The organism is Formosa sp. F44, assembly GCF_056238645.1.
Genome location: NZ_JBWDLJ010000004.1, coordinates 503,837 through 522,490, shown reverse-complemented (window position 1 = coordinate 522,490; position 18,654 = coordinate 503,837). Strand labels below are relative to the sequence as shown.

Below are 18,654 nucleotides of genomic sequence, written 5' to 3'. Positions count from 1 at the left end.
AGAATTATGAAAACTATATTAAATACAAATTCCAAATCGATGACTAAAAAATTAATCTTATTTGCGCTTGCCTTAGTATTATTACCAGCAAGCATGATGGCACAATCCATTTTTGATAAATACAGCGAAAATCCAAATGTAACGTACGTAAATATTAAACCAAAAATGTTTCAGATGTTAGCAAAACTGGACATTAGTACAGACGATGCCGAGTCTCAAGCTTATCTAGACATGGTAAATAGTATTACGAGTTTTAAAACAATTATTACAGACGACAAAGCTATTGCTACCGATATTTCTACTTGGATGACATCTAAAAAAGGAGGTTTAGACGAATTAATGGAAGTAAAAGACGACGGAAAAGAAGTGAAATTTTACGTAAAAGAAGGTAAAGATGCAGATCACGTAAAAGAACTACTAATTTTTGTAAATGGTATTGGAGATTTAACCAAAGATGCCAATATAGAAATTAATGGAAAAAACAGAAAGATTGAAACTGTAGTTGCTCTTTTAACAGGAGATATCGATTTAAATCAGATCTCTAAACTAACCAGTAAAATGAATATACCTGGAGGAGAACACTTAAAGAACAACAAATAAATCCACACTTAAAACGCGTTCTAATTTAAAGTATTAGAACGCTGTTTTTAAATACCTAAATGTTATGAAATCTTATAAATTAACTTTCGCCATATTCTTTTGTTTCGGATTATTACTTACAAGTTGTAAATCTGAACCTACGTTACAAACCTATATTGTAGATCATCAAGAAGCACAAAATTTCACTACGGTAGATTTACCGCTTACTGTATTAAACCTAGACGAATCGAAGCTAGATGATGCTCAATTGGCGACCTATAAATCTATTAAACGCCTAAACTTCTTAGGATATAAAAAAGACACAACACAACCCGATGCCTTTATTACTGAAAAGGAAAAAGTAGAACTTATTTTAAATAATGAAACCTACAACGAACTTATGGTTATAAACAACCATGGTGGTAAATTTACTCTTAAGTATGTTGGTGACGATGAAGAATCTATAGATGAATTAATTGTTTATGGAAACGTAAAAGATACTGGATTTGGTGTTTTAAGAGTGCTTGGAGATAATATGAAACCTTCTCAAATTATGTCGTTAGCCAAAGTATTGGAAAAAGGAGACATTGATATGACTAAAATGAAGGGTGCTATAGACTTCTTTAATAACTAAAAACATATTTACTTATCCCAAATATAAACGGTCTAAATGATTATCATCATTTAGACCGTTTTCGTATTGTAACCTAGCTAAGTCTTTTGCTTTTTAAATCTTTTACAAACTCAGATATCCCGAAACATTAAAAAGTTAACCTGCATTCTTCACTATTAATGATAGCTATGGAGCAAAGATCTTTTTTAAAAGGTATTATTACAACAAAAAAAGGCTACCCGTTTGGATAGCCTTTTTAAAATATTATAAACTAAAATTTATTTAGTTACTTCTGTTTTAGTTAAAGCAGAACTCATTTCCATAGAAATAGAAGAACGTTCAAACTTAATTTTTCCAGCAAGGGTTTCAATAACGCATGTATTATCTTTATCGTTTAAATCTACTACTTTCCCGTGCATACCGCTTTTAGTAATTACACGATCTCCACGTTTTAATTCGCTAGCGAATTTTTTTTCTTTTTTCTGACGTTTCATTTGTGGTGCAATCATAAAGAAATACACAACCACAAACATTAAAATAAACGGTAAAAATTGGCTTATACCTTCCATTATTAAGATTGAATTTGAGGTGTTGCTAAAGTTGGTTTTGGAGTAGAATTTGGATCTGGTTTAACAAATGCTTTAATTCTAACCATGTCTTTACCTTTAGCAGAATTAGAGTTAACTGTAATAGTTTTTGTTACATTATTTGCTCCAGAACCGTTAAATTTAACTGTAAATTTCCCTGACTCTCCTGGTGCTAAAGGTGCTTTACTCCAGTCTTGAGGTACTGTACAACCACAAGAACTTGCGATATTTGTGATTACCAAAGGAGCGTCTCCTGTGTTTTTATATTCAAAAACAGTTTCTACATTTTGTTTAGATTCAATAGTACCAAAATCATGTTCAGTTTCAGTGAACGTAATTTCAGGAAATTTTGAAGAATTAGCATCACGCTCAGCAGCAACTACTACATTTTCTTCATTTACTTTTTTTGAAGCATCTTCTTTACAAGCTGTAAAAGCAATTAAGCAAAATGCGCTTAATCCTAATATTAATTTTTTCATAATAAATATATTTTTTTAAAAGGCTAAATGTACTAATAATTTACAACTACATCAACCCTCGTCCTATTTTATTTAAGGTTCCTTTATCCTGATATTCCTTAACTAATTTATCTAAAATACCATTTATAAAAATGCTACTTTTAGGTGTAGAATATTCTTTGGCGATTTCTAAATATTCGTTAATTGTAACCTTAACAGGAATAGAAGGGAAATGTAATAACTCACAAACAGCCATTTGCATTAAAATATAATCGATTTGTGCAATACGATCGGCTTCCCAGTTTTTTGCTTTATTATCTATTTCAGCATTTAATTTAGTCTGACTTAAAATCGTCTTTTTAAACAAACTTACTCCAAATGCTTTATCATCTAAATCTTTATATAATTTAGGGGTAAAGTAAGCATCGGCAACATCGGGTTTACATTTACGTAATAACTTAGCGATGGTAGTATTTACAGTAGGTAAATCGTCTAACCACGTTAAGTTTTTGTCTTCTAAATAATCGTAAAGTTTTTCGTTTGGTGCGATAATTTCTTTAAACACATCGACAATAAAATTCTTGTCTGCTTTAAAGTCTGATGTACGCGTTTTCATGTACTCTGCATAAATATCGCTAGCTAAGATGGCTTTGTAAATCACATCTACATATTCGTCGTCTAACTCCCAGTTATCCACACCATATGTTCTAATGGTATCTCCTAATGTACGGTTGTGTCTTAATAACTGAAGGACTTCGTTATTAACTAATTTTTTGTTGGGATCTTTATCTTCAGACGTTGCAAGATGCTTTAATTGAGATTTATCGATCTGATTTTCAACTCGTTTTTGAACCTCAATAAGTAAAGATAATTGTAACAGATACAGATGATACATATCGTCAAAACTGTTAAGTAAAAACTTTTGATCGTCTTTAAAATCGTCACTTTCCCCACCTTTAAATGCATAGATGGTTTGCATTACTTTTACGCGAATATGTCTTCTATTAAGCATAGTTACAAAGAACTTTTAACCTCCTTTTGGGAGCATGAATGATAGCCTTAATGGCATTAATTTTAATAAAAAAGCCGAAAGCTATAAAAACTTTCGGCTGCAAAAATACGATTTTTAAGTAAATAATTTATTTATTATTCTCTTTTTTTCTTGCGTCAATATTTGCTTTCGCAACATTTAAAGCCGCTTGATTTGTTGTTATTTTATGAGCATCTGCATTGCTCAAAATTTCCAACGTTGTATTGTAAATATTCTGAGTTTTACTCATGATTTCGGCTTTATCGTATTTTGCAATTTCTGCATATACGTTAATTATACCACCCGCATTAATTAAAAAATCTGGTGCATAAACAATACCACGATTTTGTAAAATAGCACCATGAACTAGCTCGTTAGCTAACTGGTTGTTGGCTGCTCCTGCAATAACTTGTGCCTGAATTTTATTTACAGTATCATCGTTTATAGTTGCTCCTAAAGCACAAGGCGCATAAATATCTACAGCTTCGCTATATAAATCTGATCCTCTATAAATGGTAGCTCCGTAAGATTTACTAACAGTTTCTAGGCGTTCTTCGCTAATATCACTGATAATAACTTTAGCACCTTCCTTAGTTAAATAATCTACTAAAGTCTCTCCAACATGTCCGATTCCTTGAACCAAAATAGATTTCCCATCAAGGTTATCTGTTCCGAATTTAAATTTTGCTGCCGCTTTCATTCCCATATACACACCATAAGCAGTAACTGGAGAAGGATTCCCTGCGCCTCCTTTAGATTCAGAAATTCCAGTAACATAAGGTGTTACTTCGCGAACTAAATCCATATCAGAAGTTTCCATTCCTACATCTTCGGCAGTGATATATTTTCCGCTTAAAGAATGTACGTACTCACCGAATTTTTTCATTAATTCTGGTGTCTTTTGTGTTTTGGCATCACCAATTATAACAGCTTTTCCACCACCTAAGTTTAAACCTGTTACAGCCGCTTTATATGTCATTCCACGAGACAAACGTAAAACATCGTTTAATGCCTCCCATTCATTATTGTAATTCCACATTCTAGTTCCTCCCAATGCAGGTCCTAATACCGTGTTATGAATACCAATAATTGCTTTTAAACCTGTATCTTTGTCATTGCAAAATACAATTTGCTCATGATTGTTAAATGAGTGATGTCCAAATACCGGATCCACTTTATACAGTTCATTTGCATTTAAAACCTCTGAAACCATTTTTAATTATGTATTAATTAGTATTGACTATTTTGATGTATTAATAAAATATAAACGCAAATCTATATCATTATTATCATATTTTCAAACAAACTCGTATTAAATAGAGAATAATTAAATACAAAAAAACATATACTCCCGGTTAATGAAAGCCCTTAAACACGTTAATAAATACTTTCTTAAATACAAATATCAATTACTCTTCGGAATTGCCATTACCATTATAGCGCGTATCTTCATGTTGTTCACACCGCGTTTTGTTAGAGAAATTTTTAAGGTGGTCGAAGACTATAATCAAGGCATTATCACAGAAGTAGCTGTGGTACGTTCCGAACTTTTAGAAGATATTCTCTACATTATAGGTGCTGCTATAATAGCTGGAATCTTTACATTTTTAATGCGTCAAACCATTATTAATATGTCTAGACATATCGAGTTCGATTTAAAAAATGAAATCTATCAGCAATACCAACGGTTATCTTTAAATTTTTACAAAAAGAACAGAACCGGAGATTTAATGAATAGAATTAGTGAAGATGTTAGTCGTGTGCGTATGTACGCCGGACCAGCAATAATGTATACGATAAACACTATTACGCTTTTTATAATTGCGCTGTTATATATGTATAGCGAAGCTCCTTCACTTACACTATATACGGTTTTACCGCTTCCCGTTTTATCGTTTGCCATTTACAGATTAAGTAAAGAAATACACAAGCGTAGTACTATTGTACAAGTATATTTATCTAAATTATCTACGTTTACGCAAGAGAGTTTTAGCGGTATTTCTGTAATAAAGGCTAACGGTATAGAAGTACAAACCTCCGAAAACTTCGAAACGTTATCCGAGGGTAGCAAAGAGAAGCAATTGGCATTAGTGCGCATACAAGCGTTCTTTTTCCCAATGATGGTGTTACTTATAGGGCTTAGTAATTTAATCGTGATCTATATTGGAGGAAGACAATATATAGATGGCGAAATAGAAAGTTTAGGTACTATAGCAGAGTTTATTATTTATGTTAATATGCTTACTTGGCCGGTTGCTACTGTAGGATGGGTGACTTCAATCATTCAGCAAGCAGAAGCGTCTCAAAAGCGTATTAATGAATTCTTAGAGATTGAACCAGAAATAAAGAACAATACAGAAACTCCTTCCGAAATTAAAGGAAATATAGAATTTAAGAATGTGTCTTTTACTTACGACGATACTAATATTCAGGCCATAAAAGATGTTTCATTTACTATAAATCATGGAGAAACCTTAGCCATTATAGGAAAAACAGGTTCAGGAAAATCTACTTTACTTGATTTAATTGGACGCTTATACGACATAAATTCGGGTACACTTCTGGTTGATGGTGTAGAGATAGATCAATTAAACTTATACAGTTTAAGAGACAGTATTGGTTATGTACCTCAGGATGCCTTTTTGTTTTCAGATTCTATAAAGAACAATATTAAGTTTGGTAAAGAAGATGCAACAGACGAGGATGTTTACCAAGCCGCAAAACTAGCTCAGGTGCATAGCAATATTTCTAAATTTGCCAAAGGCTACGATACGGTTTTAGGAGAACGTGGGATTACTCTATCTGGTGGACAAAAACAGCGGGTTTCTATAGCACGAGCGATTATAAAAGATCCTAAAATATTACTATTCGACGATTGTTTATCGGCTGTAGACACGGAAACCGAAGAAAAAATTCTTAAAAATTTATACAAAGTTTCTTCAGGAAAAACAACCATAATAGTGAGTCACCGAGTCTCTTCTGCTAAAAATGCAGATAAGATCATTGTACTTGACGATGGAAAAATTATTCAGCAAGGTTCTCATAACAGCTTAATTAATGTTGAAGGTTATTATAAAACCTTATATTTAAAGCAACTTAGTGAAAAAGAAATATCATAATTTGTTGGTTGGTATGTCTTTTTTTTAGATTTTTGAAAGGAAATTGATTTACCTATATAAATAATTTTAACAACTTAAATTAAACAATTTAAATCTTATTAATAGTAAATATGAGTATGGATAGTAAGGACATGATGGAGAAAGAGGAGATTTTTTCTAAAGTATTAAGAGCAGGGAGACGAACATATTTTTTTGATGTTAGAGCTACAAAAGCAGGGGATTATTATTTAACAATTACTGAAAGTAAAAAATTCACAAACGACGACGGGTCGTACCACTACAAAAAACATAAGATATATTTATACAAAGAAGATTTTTCTGAGTTTAGAGATATTTTAAACGAAATGACAGATTACATTATTGATGAAAAAGGAGATGAAGTAATTAGTGAACGTCATCAAAAAGATTTCAAAAAAGAATACGAGGATAATCAAGAGGAAGTTGTTGAAATAGCTCATGATTCTGCCGTAAAATTCACAGATATTAGTTTTGATGATATTTAATCGGATTTAAAATAAACACAAACTAGACCGTTACCCTTGTAACGGTTTTTTTTATATCTCGATTCTAGCTATAATTTAACCGCACAAAGCGCCAAACCAAGTATTCCTATTAAAACGTTTACCGCCATAAACCAACCTAGGTTAAATGCTATGACAAGAACCAAAATAAGAATCCAAAGCGGCACAACAGTCAATCCGATAGCAAATCTAAAGGTTCCTGTAAATTCTTTCTCTTTTATCTTAGGTTGTAATACCAATTTCCAAAGCATATACACCGGTAACAAAACAATTTTTAAAAGATTTTTAAAAATTAAATCCACAGGTTCTAAAACAAACGTATTTTTTGTAAATCCTGAAATTTTTTCGTCGTGTGCTAAAAAGTGATTTACAGCCTTAGGATTTAAAAAATCGGCGTTATTTTTGTCCAGTTCCTGTGCAACCATATCATAATCAGATTCAATATGCGTTGTTAGTAATTGAATTTCCTTTTGTAAATCACGCTTTAAGGCACTTACCGCTTCTGCTTTCTCCAAGACTTTATAGTGCTTGACACCTATTGGCTTCCCTATGTTAAGAAACATACTATCTGCAAAAGACATTGCATTTTGATAATTTACCCCGACAGGTAATAATTGTAAATCTAAATCCGGATAAGATTCTAAAGTATCTAGAACGATACGCGTAAAACCTTTACTTAAGGGACGAACTTTTCTATTCAAATTATGACTCCCTTCTGGAAAAATAACGATCGCTTCTTTATTTTTTAAAAGACCTTTACAGGTTTCGAATATGGCATTATTATTCGTTATTGTCTGCCATCCATCTCTAACCCGATACACGGGAAGCATATTCAAACCTCTTAATAATTTTGAAATAAATGGTCTCTGAAATACCGCCGCTCGCGTTAAGTAATAAGCAAAACGTCTAGAATGCGTGGCAATAATTAACGGATCAAGTAGTCCGTTTTGATGATTCGATAATAATAAAACAGGTTTTGTTCGAGGAATAAATTCCTGCCCATTAACGCTTATCTTTTTATAATAAAAAAACAAACCCAAAGCAATATATCCTTTAACGCACTGTAATTTAAACTGTTTTAATGTCATGTATCCCTTTAGTTAGTTTGGACCAATATAAAGCTAAAAATAATCCTGAAATAATATGCCAGATGCCCAAAAAAGCCACAATAAGGGCCTTCCTCCTAGCCCATTAAAAAACGTAAATATTAAAATTAAACCCAGTCCAGAATTTTGGATATCGGTCTCAATTGCTATGGTTTTCTGGTTTCTAAAAGACAGCTTAAATCCTTTAGCGACATAAAAACCTAAAGCCAATGCCATAATATTATGGCCAATTCCTAGGCACAAGACCTCGAATATATAGGCTTTAAAAACATCTATATTTTTAGAGAACGCAATAATAACAATAATTACAAATACAAGTATAGAAAAAGGTTTAAGTAATTCAGAAAGTTTTATAGCCAGATCAGGTTTAAAAGACCTAACACCCATTCCTAAAAACAGAGGTATCCCCAAAATAAGAAGTACCACCTCTAGTAAATGCTTGGAATTTAATGCCACTTTTGTTAATAAGTAAGAAGTAGGTTCGTATAAATAACCATATAACTGAAAATTAAATGGTGTCATGCTTAAAGCCATACACGTGGAAATAGCGGTTAAACTCACCGATAAAGCCATATTTCCCTTCGCTAAGTGTGTTATAAAATTAGAAATATTACCACCTGGACATGCCACAACAAGCATCATTCCTAAAGCGATACTCGATTTAGGTTGCACTAGAAGTATCAATAAAAAGGTGATTAATGGCAATATAAAGAACTGAGATAATACACCCACGAACACGACTTTTCTCTCTTTTAATACTGTATTAAAGTCGTTTACAGAAATGCCTAGAGCAACACCAAAATTACAATGGCCAAAGCTATGTTCGAAACCTAAATGGCATGATTATCGAAATTTACGTGTACGACATCTATATCCTGCATGAATTATAGCACAGATGTTCCGTTTTTAACCTGTTGCTCCGGACGTAGTAACATCACATCCTTACCTGCAACGGCCCCCATAATTAAACACTCGCTCATAAATTTAGCGATTTGCTTTCTTGGAAAATTTACAACGGCTACAATTTGTCTGTTTAATAACTCACTTTTAGTATATAGCGTTGTGATTTGCGCAGAGGTTTTTTTAATACCCAAATCGCCAAAATCGATGGTGAGCTGATATGCCGGTTTTCGCGCTTCAGGAAAATCGCGAACTTCTAAAATAGTTCCGACGCGTAAATCGACAAGACTAAAGTCTTCGAAAATAATAGTTGGTTTCATTTTTTAAAAGTACAAATAATTACGAACTTTGATAAAAACAGAATTATGTCCGATACACTTTCTAACATGATGCCTTTAGGCACCAAAGCTCCAGATTTCACATTAAAAGACACGATATCTGATAAAAATTTGTCTTTAAACACGCTTAAAGGAGACCAAGCAACCGTTATATTTTTTATCTGTAATCACTGTCCTTTTGTATTACATGTAAATGCTCAACTTGTGCAATTAGCAAAAGACTATGAGCAGAAAGGTGTGAATTGTATTGCGATCTCCAGTAATGATATAAAAAACTATCCGCAGGATGCTCCAGATAAAATGAAATTGGTTGCCAAAAGAGAAGGCTATATTTTCCCTTATTTATTTGACGAGACTCAATCTGTAGCTCGTGCATACAATGCAGCCTGTACACCCGACTTTTTTGTATTCGATTCCGAATTAACGTTAAAATATCGTGGCCAATTAGACGATTCGAGACCAGGAAATGCTATAGCCGTTACGGGTCAGGATATACGTCACGCGTTAGATTGTATCTTAAACAAAAAGGATAATTTAAATGTCCAAAAACCGAGTATTGGTTGTAATATAAAATGGTTTAAAGCTTAGCCCAACCTTTATGTTCTAAGGCAGAAACAATATGTGCAAAATGATGACTGCTGTGCCAAGCATACATGCCAATATTTTCTTTTAAGACAATCGTTTTATTTGTTTCAGGATGTATAAAACTACGGTTTAAATCTTTGTCGTTCAAAGATTTTAAAAGATACACCAGGCGTTTATGTACCGCTTCTATATGCATTAAAGACATACTTACCGGTGCTTTAATGGCATCGTCTAAATTAGACCAATCGTCTTGATCGTACGCTTTAATTATTGGATTATCTTCGGTTAAGCTCCATTTAAAACGGGTATAGCTGTGGTGGTGACTATCGGCAATATGGTGTACTAGTTGTCTAATAGTCCACCCTCCCGGACGATATTCGGTATCTAATTGAAAATCGGTTAACGGGTTAACCAAAGCCTTTAACCGATTAGGAAATTCTTCTAAAACAGCGATCCAATTATCGAGATGCTTTCCTGTTATATGTTCTGGACACTTAAATTGCCCTATCGGATATTTTAATTGTTGGTCTCTAGTTGTCATGGTTATTATAGGTTTGTTTGTCTGTGTTCAATATTCTAAAAGTAATACATAAATCCGAAACTAATACGCATAGCGTCACGACTTTGATCAATTTCACCTGCAATTTGGTTGACTTCTCCAGAAATATCTAAATCCTTTACTCCGTAATCCAATTCTAAACCAACCGTCATTCTATCGTAAGCATCGTACATAACATTAAAAATCCCGTAATAATGCTGATGAATAAAATCACCTCTTAAAAAAGCCACATCATTGTTTACATCCTGAGTCACAATAAAGCGGTCTGAGTCCTTTAAATTAAAATGGGTAAAACCTAATACAGCATTTGTATGTAGTTTATTCGTGATATAATATTCGTAAGAGGCCCATCCTCCCATAGCTGGAGTTGCATTAAACTCATTTCCAGTTGCTGGATATCCGTCGTAGCCATTTCCTGCCACTGTAGTTAAATAAGCCGAAATACCTTTTCCGCCAACAATCTGAAATTGAAAATTATTTCTTTTGGGTTTATAAATACCGCTAAACGTAAAACCATAGCCGGTAAAGCTGTTAATTTTTTCATCTAGCTTATAACGTACATGTCTTAACACCGAAGACATTCTTAAATGCCCCCATTCCCGCTTATATTTTACAGAAAAAGTTAAATCTGGTGTAATTTGATCGACCTCATCTATTAAAGGCTGAAACTCTTCGTAAGCAAAACTGGTTGCAATAGGCGCTTCTATACTCGCTTCGTACATCCAATTGGGATTCTTAAACGTATTCATATATTTTATATGAGGCGTTCTTAACCAAATTCCTGAAGGTGGTCCCTCCCATTCCATTATATTAGGCCAAATACTTTCGTCTCCAAAGTTATTCCAGTTTTGTCCAACTTGCCAATGTGTGGTTTCTACATATGCTTTTCTCAAACGAATTCTGCCGTCTCCTCCCCAAAAATCAGATTCGACTACTGCCGTAATAACACTACCATCTTTCTGAATATAAGTAATACTAAACTTTAATTGCGTTTGATACATATCTACATGTAAACTTTTGGTATCGTCGGTACCAAATACATTTATTAATCCGACGTTAAATGTCTCACTATCGTTTAATCCGCCGTACACATCTAAATATCCATTTAGTTTCATATTTACGCCTAAACTACTTTTAAATCGTGGAATATCCCCAACGGAGTCTTTAGAAGTTACCGTTAAAAAGGGGTCTTGAGCAAAGGCTAAAAACCCTAAACATAAGCATAAAGTGGTTAAAGTTAGTTTCATCACATGGTGGTTTAAGAGATTGAAAATACTCATTTTTTAAAGAATACCTAAAAACTAGACATAAAAAAAGCTGTCTTTTCAGACAGCTTTTAGCATATTTTAAGGGAATGAAAATGTTATTTAACTTCCATTAATTCTACATCAAAAATAAGTGTAGCATCTGGAGGAATTACACCACCTGCTCCACGAGAACCATATCCTAAATCGCTAGGAATTACTAATCTCGCTTTGTCTCCTACTTCTAACAATAAGATTCCTTCGTCCCATCCTGCAATGACTTGACCAACTCCAACTGGAAATTCGATTGGTTCTTTACGCTTGTAAGAAGAATCGAAAACGGTCCCGTCTTGTAATTGTCCTTTATAATGTACAGAAACTGTTTGTCCTGATTTTGCTTTTTTACCGCTTTTAGAAGCTTGTAAAATTTGGTAACGTAAACCACTATCTGTTTTACTAAAACCTGCTGCAATTTTATCTAAAGCGGCATCTTGCTCTGCTTTAGCTTCTGCCAAACGCTTTTCACGAGATCCTTCAAAAGTTCTAAACGCTTCAACAGCATTAAAAGCTTCTGCTTCTGCACCAACTCTAATAATTTCTAAAGTTTCTATACTATCACCTTGAGCAATAGCATCTACCACATCTTGACCTTCAACCACGTGTCCAAAAACAGTGTGCGCATTATCCAACCAAGGCGTCTCTACGTGTGTGATAAAAAACTGACTTCCATTTGTTCCAGGACCTGCATTAGCCATAGAAAGAATACCTGGACGGTCGTGCTTTAATTCTGGATGAAATTCATCATCAAATTTATATCCGGCATCACCAGTTCCTGTTCCTAACGGACATCCTCCTTGAACCATAAAATCTGGTATAACACGGTGAAATTTTAATCCGTCGTAATAAGGGGTTCCTTGTTTTTTAACTGAATTTTCTAAATTACCTTCTGCTAAAGCAACAAAATTCCCTACCGTTCCCGGCGTCTTTTGAAATTCTAAGGCTACTAAAACTGAACCTTTTGTAGTATTAAATTTCGCGTATAATCCGTCTTGCATTTGTTTCTATTTTATTAAAGTGCAAATATAGAAAAATGATTTACTAATAAAAACTACTATAGCCGTTATCATACTGTTAAAAACTTACTTCGAATTAATTTCTAAAACATGATAATAATCAGTTGCTAATCGGCATAAAAACTAGAAATTTGCAAAGATTTTTAGAATTAAAAAGGAATAAGTAACTTTTAATAACTTTATATCTTATTAAAACTCTGAAAATCATTAATTTCGCAAAAAAACAAATTAAAACTAAAAATGAGTAAAGGACTTTATATTGCCACTCTAGAACCCAATAGTGGTAAATCGATTATTTCTTTAGGGTTAATGCAAAACTTATTAGGAAAAACGGCTAAGGTTGCCTATTTCAGGCCAATTATCGACAAAGAAGATGGCGATAAACGAGACAACCATATAGATACATTACTTTCTCATTTTAACCTTGACATTCCTTATATAGAAACGTATGCATTAACTAGAAATGAAATCGTACAGAATAGAAATGCTGGAAAAATTGGAGATTCATTAGACTTAATCATTAAGAAATATAAAGCACTAGAAGAAAAGTATGATTTTATTCTAGTGGAAGGTACAGACTTCCAAGGAGAAGGTACTGTTTTTGAATTTGATTGGAACGTAAACATCGCTAAAAACTTAGGGTTACCTGCTGTTATTGTAAGTACAGCTCAAGACAAATCCTTAGAAGATTTTACTAGCAGTGCAGAAATGGCTTATAAAACATTTAAAAGTCACGATGTAGAAGTTATAGCTCTAGTTGCGAATAAAATTCAGCCTGAAAACGTAGAAATTATTCAAAATTCGGTGAGAGCATTCTTGCCAGAGACTGTAGATTTTTCGACTATCCCAATGGTAAAATCTTTAGCGTCTCCTACTATGAAGGAGATTAAAGAAACCTTAAACGGTGAAGTGCTTTTTGGAGCGGAGCATTTAGGAAACTTATCTGGAAAATTTGCTGTGGGTGCCATGCAATTACGTAATTTCTTAACACATTTACGTGAAGGTTCGGTAGTGATTACACCTGGCGATCGTGCCGATTTAATTTTAGGATCACTTCAAGCACACTTATCTAGTAACTACCCTAATATTTCTGGTATTATTTTAACTGGTGGAATTGTTCCAGAACCATCTATATTAAAGTTAATCGATGGATTAACAACTGTAGTTCCTATTATCTCTGTAAACGACGGTACATTTAATACAACCCATAGAATTGGAAATATTAAGTCTAATATCTATGCTGAAAGTAAAACTAAGATTTTAACATCTTTAGAAACATTTCAAAAACATATACAAGCAGACCGCTTACTAGAAAAACTAACATCTTTCGAAAACAAAGTGACTACGCCACGTATGTTTCAATACAATTTAATTGAAAAAGCACGTAAAGCTAAAAAACGCATTGTTTTACCAGAAGCATCAGACCCACGTATTTTAACGGCTGCTGCGCGTTTAGAAGTGTTAGATTTAGTCGATATTATTCTTTTAGGAAACCCTAAAGAGATTAAGGAAAGAGTAACAGAACTTGGGTTGACTTTAGACTACAATAAAACAAAAGTCATTTTCCCTTCAGATTACGAAGGATTTGAAGATTACGTTGAAACCTTTTACGAGTTACGTAAACATAAAAATGTAAACATGGATATGGCAAGAGACATCATGAACGATGTGTCTTACTTCGGAACCATGATGATTTATAAAAATGATGCAGACGGTATGGTTTCTGGAGCCGTAAACACTACAGGACATACTATTTTACCTGCTTTACAATTCATAAAAACTAAACCGGAATGTTCTATAGTATCGTCTGTATTCTTCATGTGTTTAGACGATCGTGTTTCTGTATTTGGGGATTGTGCTATTAACCCAAATCCAAACGCTGCGCAGTTGGCAGAGATTGCAATTTCTTCTGCTAGAAGTTCAGAGGCTTTTGGTATTGAGCCACGTATTGCCATGTTATCATACTCATCTGGATCTTCTGGAAAAGGAGAAGATGTAGATAAAGTAAGAGAAGCTACAGAAATTGTAAGAGCACAATGTCCTGAGTTAAAAATTGAAGGACCTATTCAATATGATGCTGCTGTAGACTTAAAAGTGGGGCAGAGTAAAATGCCAGGTTCTGAAGTTGCTGGACAAGCTACTGTACTTATTTTCCCTGACTTAAACACAGGAAACAACACCTACAAAGCGGTACAAAGAGAAACTGGAGCATTAGCTATCGGACCAATGTTACAAGGCTTAAACAAACCTGTTAACGATTTAAGTCGTGGATGTACTGTAGACGATATCTTTAACACGGTAATTTTAACTGCCATTCAAGCTCAAGGAATTTAACAACTATTATAAAACTATATATAAAACAAACTCATGAAAATTCTTGTTATAAACTCTGGTAGTTCCTCTATTAAGTTTCAACTTATCGAGATGCCTTCAGAAACTGTAGTCGCCTCAGGACTGGTTGAACGTATTGGCTTAGAAGATGGCGCTATTCATTATAAAGATCAAAAAGACAAAATCTCTTTAACGTTACCTATCCCTAACCACGCTACAGGTTTAGCTCAAGTAGCTAAAATGTTAATGGATGAAAAAACAGGTGTAATTAAAGACGTTGCAGAAATAGACCTTGTTGGTCACCGTGTGGTTCATGGTGGAAAAAAATTCTCTGATCCTGTAGAAGTCACTCAAGAAATTAAAGATAAAATCCGTGATCTTATTTTATTAGCTCCACTTCACAATCCACCAAATTTAGATGGTATTGAAGTTGCTGAAAAAATATTTACAAAATCGAAACAAATTGCGCTTTTCGATACGGCTTTTCACCAATCATTACCAGCTGTAGCTTATAAATATGCAATCTCTAATAAATTCTTAACCGAAGATAATGTACGTGTTTACGGATTTCATGGGTTGTCTCATAAATACGTTACCGATCGTGCAGTTGAATTTTTAGATAAACCAGATGCTAAATTAATTTCTATTCACTTAGGAAATGGTTGTAGCATGACAGCTGTTCAGAATGGAAAAAGTTTAGATCACACTTTAGGATTCGGACCAAACGATGGGTTAATTATGGGAACACGTAGTGGTGCCATAGACCAATCTGTTATCTTTTTCTTAATGGATAAATACAATTACACTAAAGAAGAAATTATCACTATTCTTTCTAAGGAAAGTGGTATGTTTGGTTTAACAGGTTACAGTGACTTACGTGATATTGAAGCACAAGCAGAACAAGGTAATAAAGATTGTATTTTAGCCTTAGAAATGAATGCGTATCGCGTTAAGAAATTTATTGGAGCCTACACAGCTGCTTTAAACGGACTTGATGCCATCATATTTACTGCTGGTATTGGAGAAAACAGTTCTACGATTAGAAAAATGATTTGCGACCAAATGGATTATTTTGGAATACATTTAGATCAGGAATTAAATGCTGAGCGTTTACCTCATATTAGAAGCATTAATACAGCCGACTCTAAAACTAAAATATTAATTGTTCCTACTAATGAAGAATTAGAGATTGCAACCGAATGTTATTTAAACTTCAAATAATATAAATTTTAGATTTATTATAATAAAAGAGCCTCGTTTACTTTCGTAAACGAGGCTCTTTTCAATTAAATATTAACCCCATTTAACTACTAATTTGCCACTTCGCTAATAAATTTAATACGATATAAACGTAATTCTTCATCGTCGTAATCGCCATCAAATTCTTCAATAGCTAAGTCAATTTTATCTGTTTCAGATTCCATGAAATAGTCATGAATTTCTTCTTGCTGATCTTCGTCTAAAATATCGTCGATCCAGTAATCCAAATTTAACTTTGTACCAGAAAAGACGATAGCTTCCATTTCCTTAATAAAGTCTCCCATTTCCATACCTTTCGCAGAAGCGATGTCGTCTAATGGTAATTTCCGATCTATATTCTGAATAATATATAATTTTAAAGCGGAATTCATCCCTGTAGACTTCACAACCAAATCGTCTGGACGCATAATGTCGTTATCTTCGACATATTTTGCTATTAGATTAACAAAATCCGACCCATATTTCTTGGCTTTCCCCTCTCCTACACCGTGCACATTAGATAATTCGGCAACCGTCATCGGGTATTTTAAAGCCATATCTTCCAATGAAGGATCTTGAAAAATAACAAAAGGTGGAACCCCTAATTTTTTAGCATTAGATTTTCGTAAATCTTTAAGCATACGCATTAGTGCTTGATCTGTTCCTGCACCACCTGCTTTAGTAATATTAGTAGCTTTCGCTTCTTGCTCGCTATTAAAAATATGATCTTCTGTCATCATAAACGAGCTAGGCGATTTTATAAATGCTTTACCTGCTTCCGTAATTTTTAATACCCCGTAGGTTTCAATATCTTTCTTTAGATATCCGGCTACTAATACTTGTCGTAAAAGTGCCATCCAATATTTATCTTCTTGATGTTTTCCTAATCCGAAAAATGGCTGATCGTCTGTTTTATGAGATTTAATTAAGGCATTGGTTTTACCAATAATAACACTCACTAAATCTTTAGACTTATATTTTTCCTTCGTTTTACTAACTGTTTTTAGTAATAAAACGGCGTCGTCCTGCGCTTCTGTTTGCTTCTTTGGATAACGTACATTGTCATCCATATCGCCACCTTCACCCGTTTCATTATCATATTCTTCACCAAAATAATGAAGAATAAATTTTCGTCTAGAAATAGACGTTTCTGCGAATGCTACAACTTCTTGCAACAATGCATGACCAATTTCTTGCTCGGCAACCGGTTTCCCAGACATAAACTTCTCTAGCTTCTCTATATCCTTATAAGAATAATAAGCTAAACAATGTCCTTCTCCTCCATCTCGGCCCGCACGCCCCGTTTCTTGGTAATAACTTTCTATACTTTTTGGAATATCGTGATGAATTACAAAACGTACATCTGGTTTATCTATTCCCATTCCGAAAGCTATCGTGGCCACAATAACATCTACATCTTCCATTAGAAACATGTCTTGATGTTTTACACGTGTTTTAGCATCTAAACCAGCATGATAAGGCAATGCCTTTACACCATTAACCTGAAGCACTTGTGCTAGTTCCTCGACACGCTTTCTACTTAAACAGTAAATTATACCTGATTTTCCTTCGTTTTGTTTTACAAACCGGATAATATCGCTATCTACTTGTTTTGTTTTTGGGCGTACTTCGTAATATAAATTAGGTCGGTTAAACGATGCTTTAAAAGTAACGGCATCATGAATTCCCAAGTTTTTAAGAATATCCTCTTGTACCTTAGGTGTAGCCGTTGCTGTTAATCCTATTATCGGAATAGTATCATCTATACGTTGTATAATGTGTCTTAAGTTTCTGTATTCTGGTCTAAAGTCGTGACCCCATTCACTTATACAATGGGCTTCATCGATAGCCATAAAAGAAATTTTAACAGAACGTAAGAATTCTACATTCTCTTCTTTAGTTAAAGATTCGGGAGCGACATACAATAATTTTGTAACGCCATCGACTATATCCTGTTTAACACGTTTTATTTCTGTTTTATTAAGCGAAGAGTTCAAAACGTGCGCAATACCTTCTTCGTTAGAGATCCCACGAATGGCATCTACTTGGTTTTTCATTAGTGCGATTAAGGGAGACACAATAATCGCTGTCCCTTCTTGCATTAATGCGGGAAGCTGATAGCATAAAGATTTACCTCCTCCTGTTGGCATAATAACAAATGTATTTTTGCCGTCTAGAAGGCTTTCTATAACAGATTCTTGTAACCCTTTAAATGCGTTAAATCCAAAATGTTCTTTAAGAGCAGAATGCAAATCAATGTTAACTTTTGACATGTACTTGTTTATATTTTTATTTACACATTTAATACAGCGAAAAAAAACATGAGCTATTAGTTAATTCGTTGTATTTAGAGAACCTTCATTATTTTTTTT

18 protein-coding genes are annotated in these 18,654 nt (G+C 33.7%); 7 read left to right on the top strand and 11 right to left on the bottom strand.

What is annotated here, in order from left to right:
* Positions 1–6 precede the first annotated feature (6 nt).
* Together AC0UBM_RS14890 and AC0UBM_RS14885 are read left to right on the top strand one after the other, a co-directional pair.
* Positions 7–600 (top strand): DUF4252 domain-containing protein, encoded by a 594-nt coding sequence (locus AC0UBM_RS14890; RefSeq protein ID WP_434035646.1) that lies wholly within the window; start codon positions 7–9, stop codon positions 598–600.
* A gap of 64 nt (positions 601–664) precedes the next feature.
* Positions 665–1,213 (top strand): DUF4252 domain-containing protein, encoded by a 549-nt coding sequence (locus AC0UBM_RS14885; RefSeq protein WP_475689148.1) that lies wholly within the window; start codon positions 665–667, stop codon positions 1,211–1,213.
* Positions 1,214–1,470: 257 nt separating this feature from the next.
* Here AC0UBM_RS14885 and yajC read toward each other — a convergent pair whose 3' ends face one another.
* The 4 genes from yajC to AC0UBM_RS14865 all read right to left on the bottom strand — a co-directional run bounded on the left by yajC (position 1,471) and on the right by AC0UBM_RS14865 (position 4,480).
* Positions 1,471–1,761, bottom strand: coding sequence for a preprotein translocase subunit YajC (yajC, locus tag AC0UBM_RS14880; RefSeq protein WP_414036893.1), 291 nt, complete (start codon positions 1,759–1,761; stop codon positions 1,471–1,473).
* A gap of 2 nt (positions 1,762–1,763) precedes the next feature.
* Positions 1,764–2,258 (bottom strand): DUF1573 domain-containing protein, encoded by a 495-nt coding sequence (locus AC0UBM_RS14875; RefSeq protein WP_414036894.1) that lies wholly within the window; start codon positions 2,256–2,258, stop codon positions 1,764–1,766.
* Between the two features lie 46 nt (positions 2,259–2,304).
* Complete coding sequence (gene nusB / locus AC0UBM_RS14870; protein WP_414036895.1) at positions 2,305–3,249, bottom strand: transcription antitermination factor NusB; 945 nt, start codon at positions 3,247–3,249, stop codon at positions 2,305–2,307.
* 127 nt (positions 3,250–3,376) lie between these two features.
* Complete coding sequence (locus tag AC0UBM_RS14865) at positions 3,377–4,480, bottom strand: Glu/Leu/Phe/Val family dehydrogenase (RefSeq protein ID WP_475689147.1); 1,104 nt, start codon at positions 4,478–4,480, stop codon at positions 3,377–3,379.
* Positions 4,481–4,625: 145 nt separating this feature from the next.
* Between AC0UBM_RS14865 and AC0UBM_RS14860 the strand changes: the two genes are divergently transcribed.
* Together AC0UBM_RS14860 and AC0UBM_RS14855 are read left to right on the top strand one after the other, a co-directional pair.
* Complete coding sequence (locus AC0UBM_RS14860) at positions 4,626–6,386, top strand: ABC transporter ATP-binding protein (protein WP_475689146.1); 1,761 nt, start codon at positions 4,626–4,628, stop codon at positions 6,384–6,386.
* A gap of 116 nt (positions 6,387–6,502) precedes the next feature.
* Positions 6,503–6,889 (top strand): PUR family DNA/RNA-binding protein, encoded by a 387-nt coding sequence (locus AC0UBM_RS14855; protein WP_414036898.1) that lies wholly within the window; start codon positions 6,503–6,505, stop codon positions 6,887–6,889.
* A gap of 68 nt (positions 6,890–6,957) precedes the next feature.
* Here AC0UBM_RS14855 and AC0UBM_RS14850 read toward each other — a convergent pair whose 3' ends face one another.
* From AC0UBM_RS14850 to AC0UBM_RS14840, 3 genes are all read right to left on the bottom strand, one after another.
* A complete protein-coding gene (locus AC0UBM_RS14850) occupies positions 6,958–7,995 on the bottom strand; it encodes a 1-acyl-sn-glycerol-3-phosphate acyltransferase (protein WP_475689145.1) in 1,038 nt (345 codons plus the stop codon).
* Between the two features lie 33 nt (positions 7,996–8,028).
* Positions 8,029–8,796, bottom strand: a complete 768-nt coding sequence (locus tag AC0UBM_RS14845) for a bile acid:sodium symporter family protein (protein WP_475689193.1) — start codon at positions 8,794–8,796, stop codon at positions 8,029–8,031.
* Positions 8,797–8,897: 101 nt separating this feature from the next.
* Complete coding sequence (locus tag AC0UBM_RS14840) at positions 8,898–9,233, bottom strand: tRNA-binding protein (protein ID WP_475689144.1); 336 nt, start codon at positions 9,231–9,233, stop codon at positions 8,898–8,900.
* Between the two features lie 45 nt (positions 9,234–9,278).
* Between AC0UBM_RS14840 and AC0UBM_RS14835 the strand changes: the two genes are divergently transcribed.
* Entirely contained in the window at positions 9,279–9,839 is a 561-nt protein-coding gene (locus AC0UBM_RS14835; RefSeq protein WP_475689143.1) for a thioredoxin family protein, read from the top strand.
* Here the strand turns inward: AC0UBM_RS14835 and AC0UBM_RS14830 are convergent.
* The 3 genes from AC0UBM_RS14830 to AC0UBM_RS14820 all read right to left on the bottom strand — a co-directional run bounded on the left by AC0UBM_RS14830 (position 9,829) and on the right by AC0UBM_RS14820 (position 12,694).
* Positions 9,829–10,377 carry a YfiT family bacillithiol transferase gene (locus tag AC0UBM_RS14830; protein WP_475689142.1) on the bottom strand — a complete coding sequence of 183 codons (549 nt, stop codon included), beginning with the start codon at positions 10,375–10,377 and terminating at the stop codon, positions 9,829–9,831. The genes AC0UBM_RS14835 and AC0UBM_RS14830 overlap by 11 nt on opposite strands.
* 35 nt (positions 10,378–10,412) lie before the next feature.
* Positions 10,413–11,642, bottom strand: a complete 1,230-nt coding sequence (locus tag AC0UBM_RS14825; protein WP_475689141.1) for a hypothetical protein — start codon at positions 11,640–11,642, stop codon at positions 10,413–10,415.
* Positions 11,643–11,758: 116 nt separating this feature from the next.
* Entirely contained in the window at positions 11,759–12,694 is a 936-nt protein-coding gene (locus AC0UBM_RS14820) for a peptidylprolyl isomerase (protein WP_414036904.1), read from the bottom strand.
* 258 nt (positions 12,695–12,952) lie between these two features.
* Here AC0UBM_RS14820 and pta point away from each other — a divergent pair, with 258 nt between their 5' ends.
* Together pta and AC0UBM_RS14810 are read left to right on the top strand one after the other, a co-directional pair.
* On the top strand, positions 12,953–15,046 hold the full coding sequence (gene pta, locus AC0UBM_RS14815) for a phosphate acetyltransferase (protein WP_434035637.1): 2,094 nt from the start codon (positions 12,953–12,955) through the stop codon (positions 15,044–15,046).
* A gap of 33 nt (positions 15,047–15,079) precedes the next feature.
* On the top strand, positions 15,080–16,264 hold the full coding sequence (locus tag AC0UBM_RS14810; protein WP_475689140.1) for an acetate/propionate family kinase: 1,185 nt from the start codon (positions 15,080–15,082) through the stop codon (positions 16,262–16,264).
* Positions 16,265–16,353: 89 nt separating this feature from the next.
* Here the strand turns inward: AC0UBM_RS14810 and recQ are convergent, their stop codons facing one another.
* Positions 16,354–18,555: a DNA helicase RecQ gene (gene recQ, locus AC0UBM_RS14805; RefSeq protein ID WP_414036907.1), complete on the bottom strand. Its 2,202-nt coding sequence runs from the start codon at positions 18,553–18,555 to the stop codon at positions 16,354–16,356.
* Between the last annotated feature and the right edge of the window lie 99 nt (positions 18,556–18,654).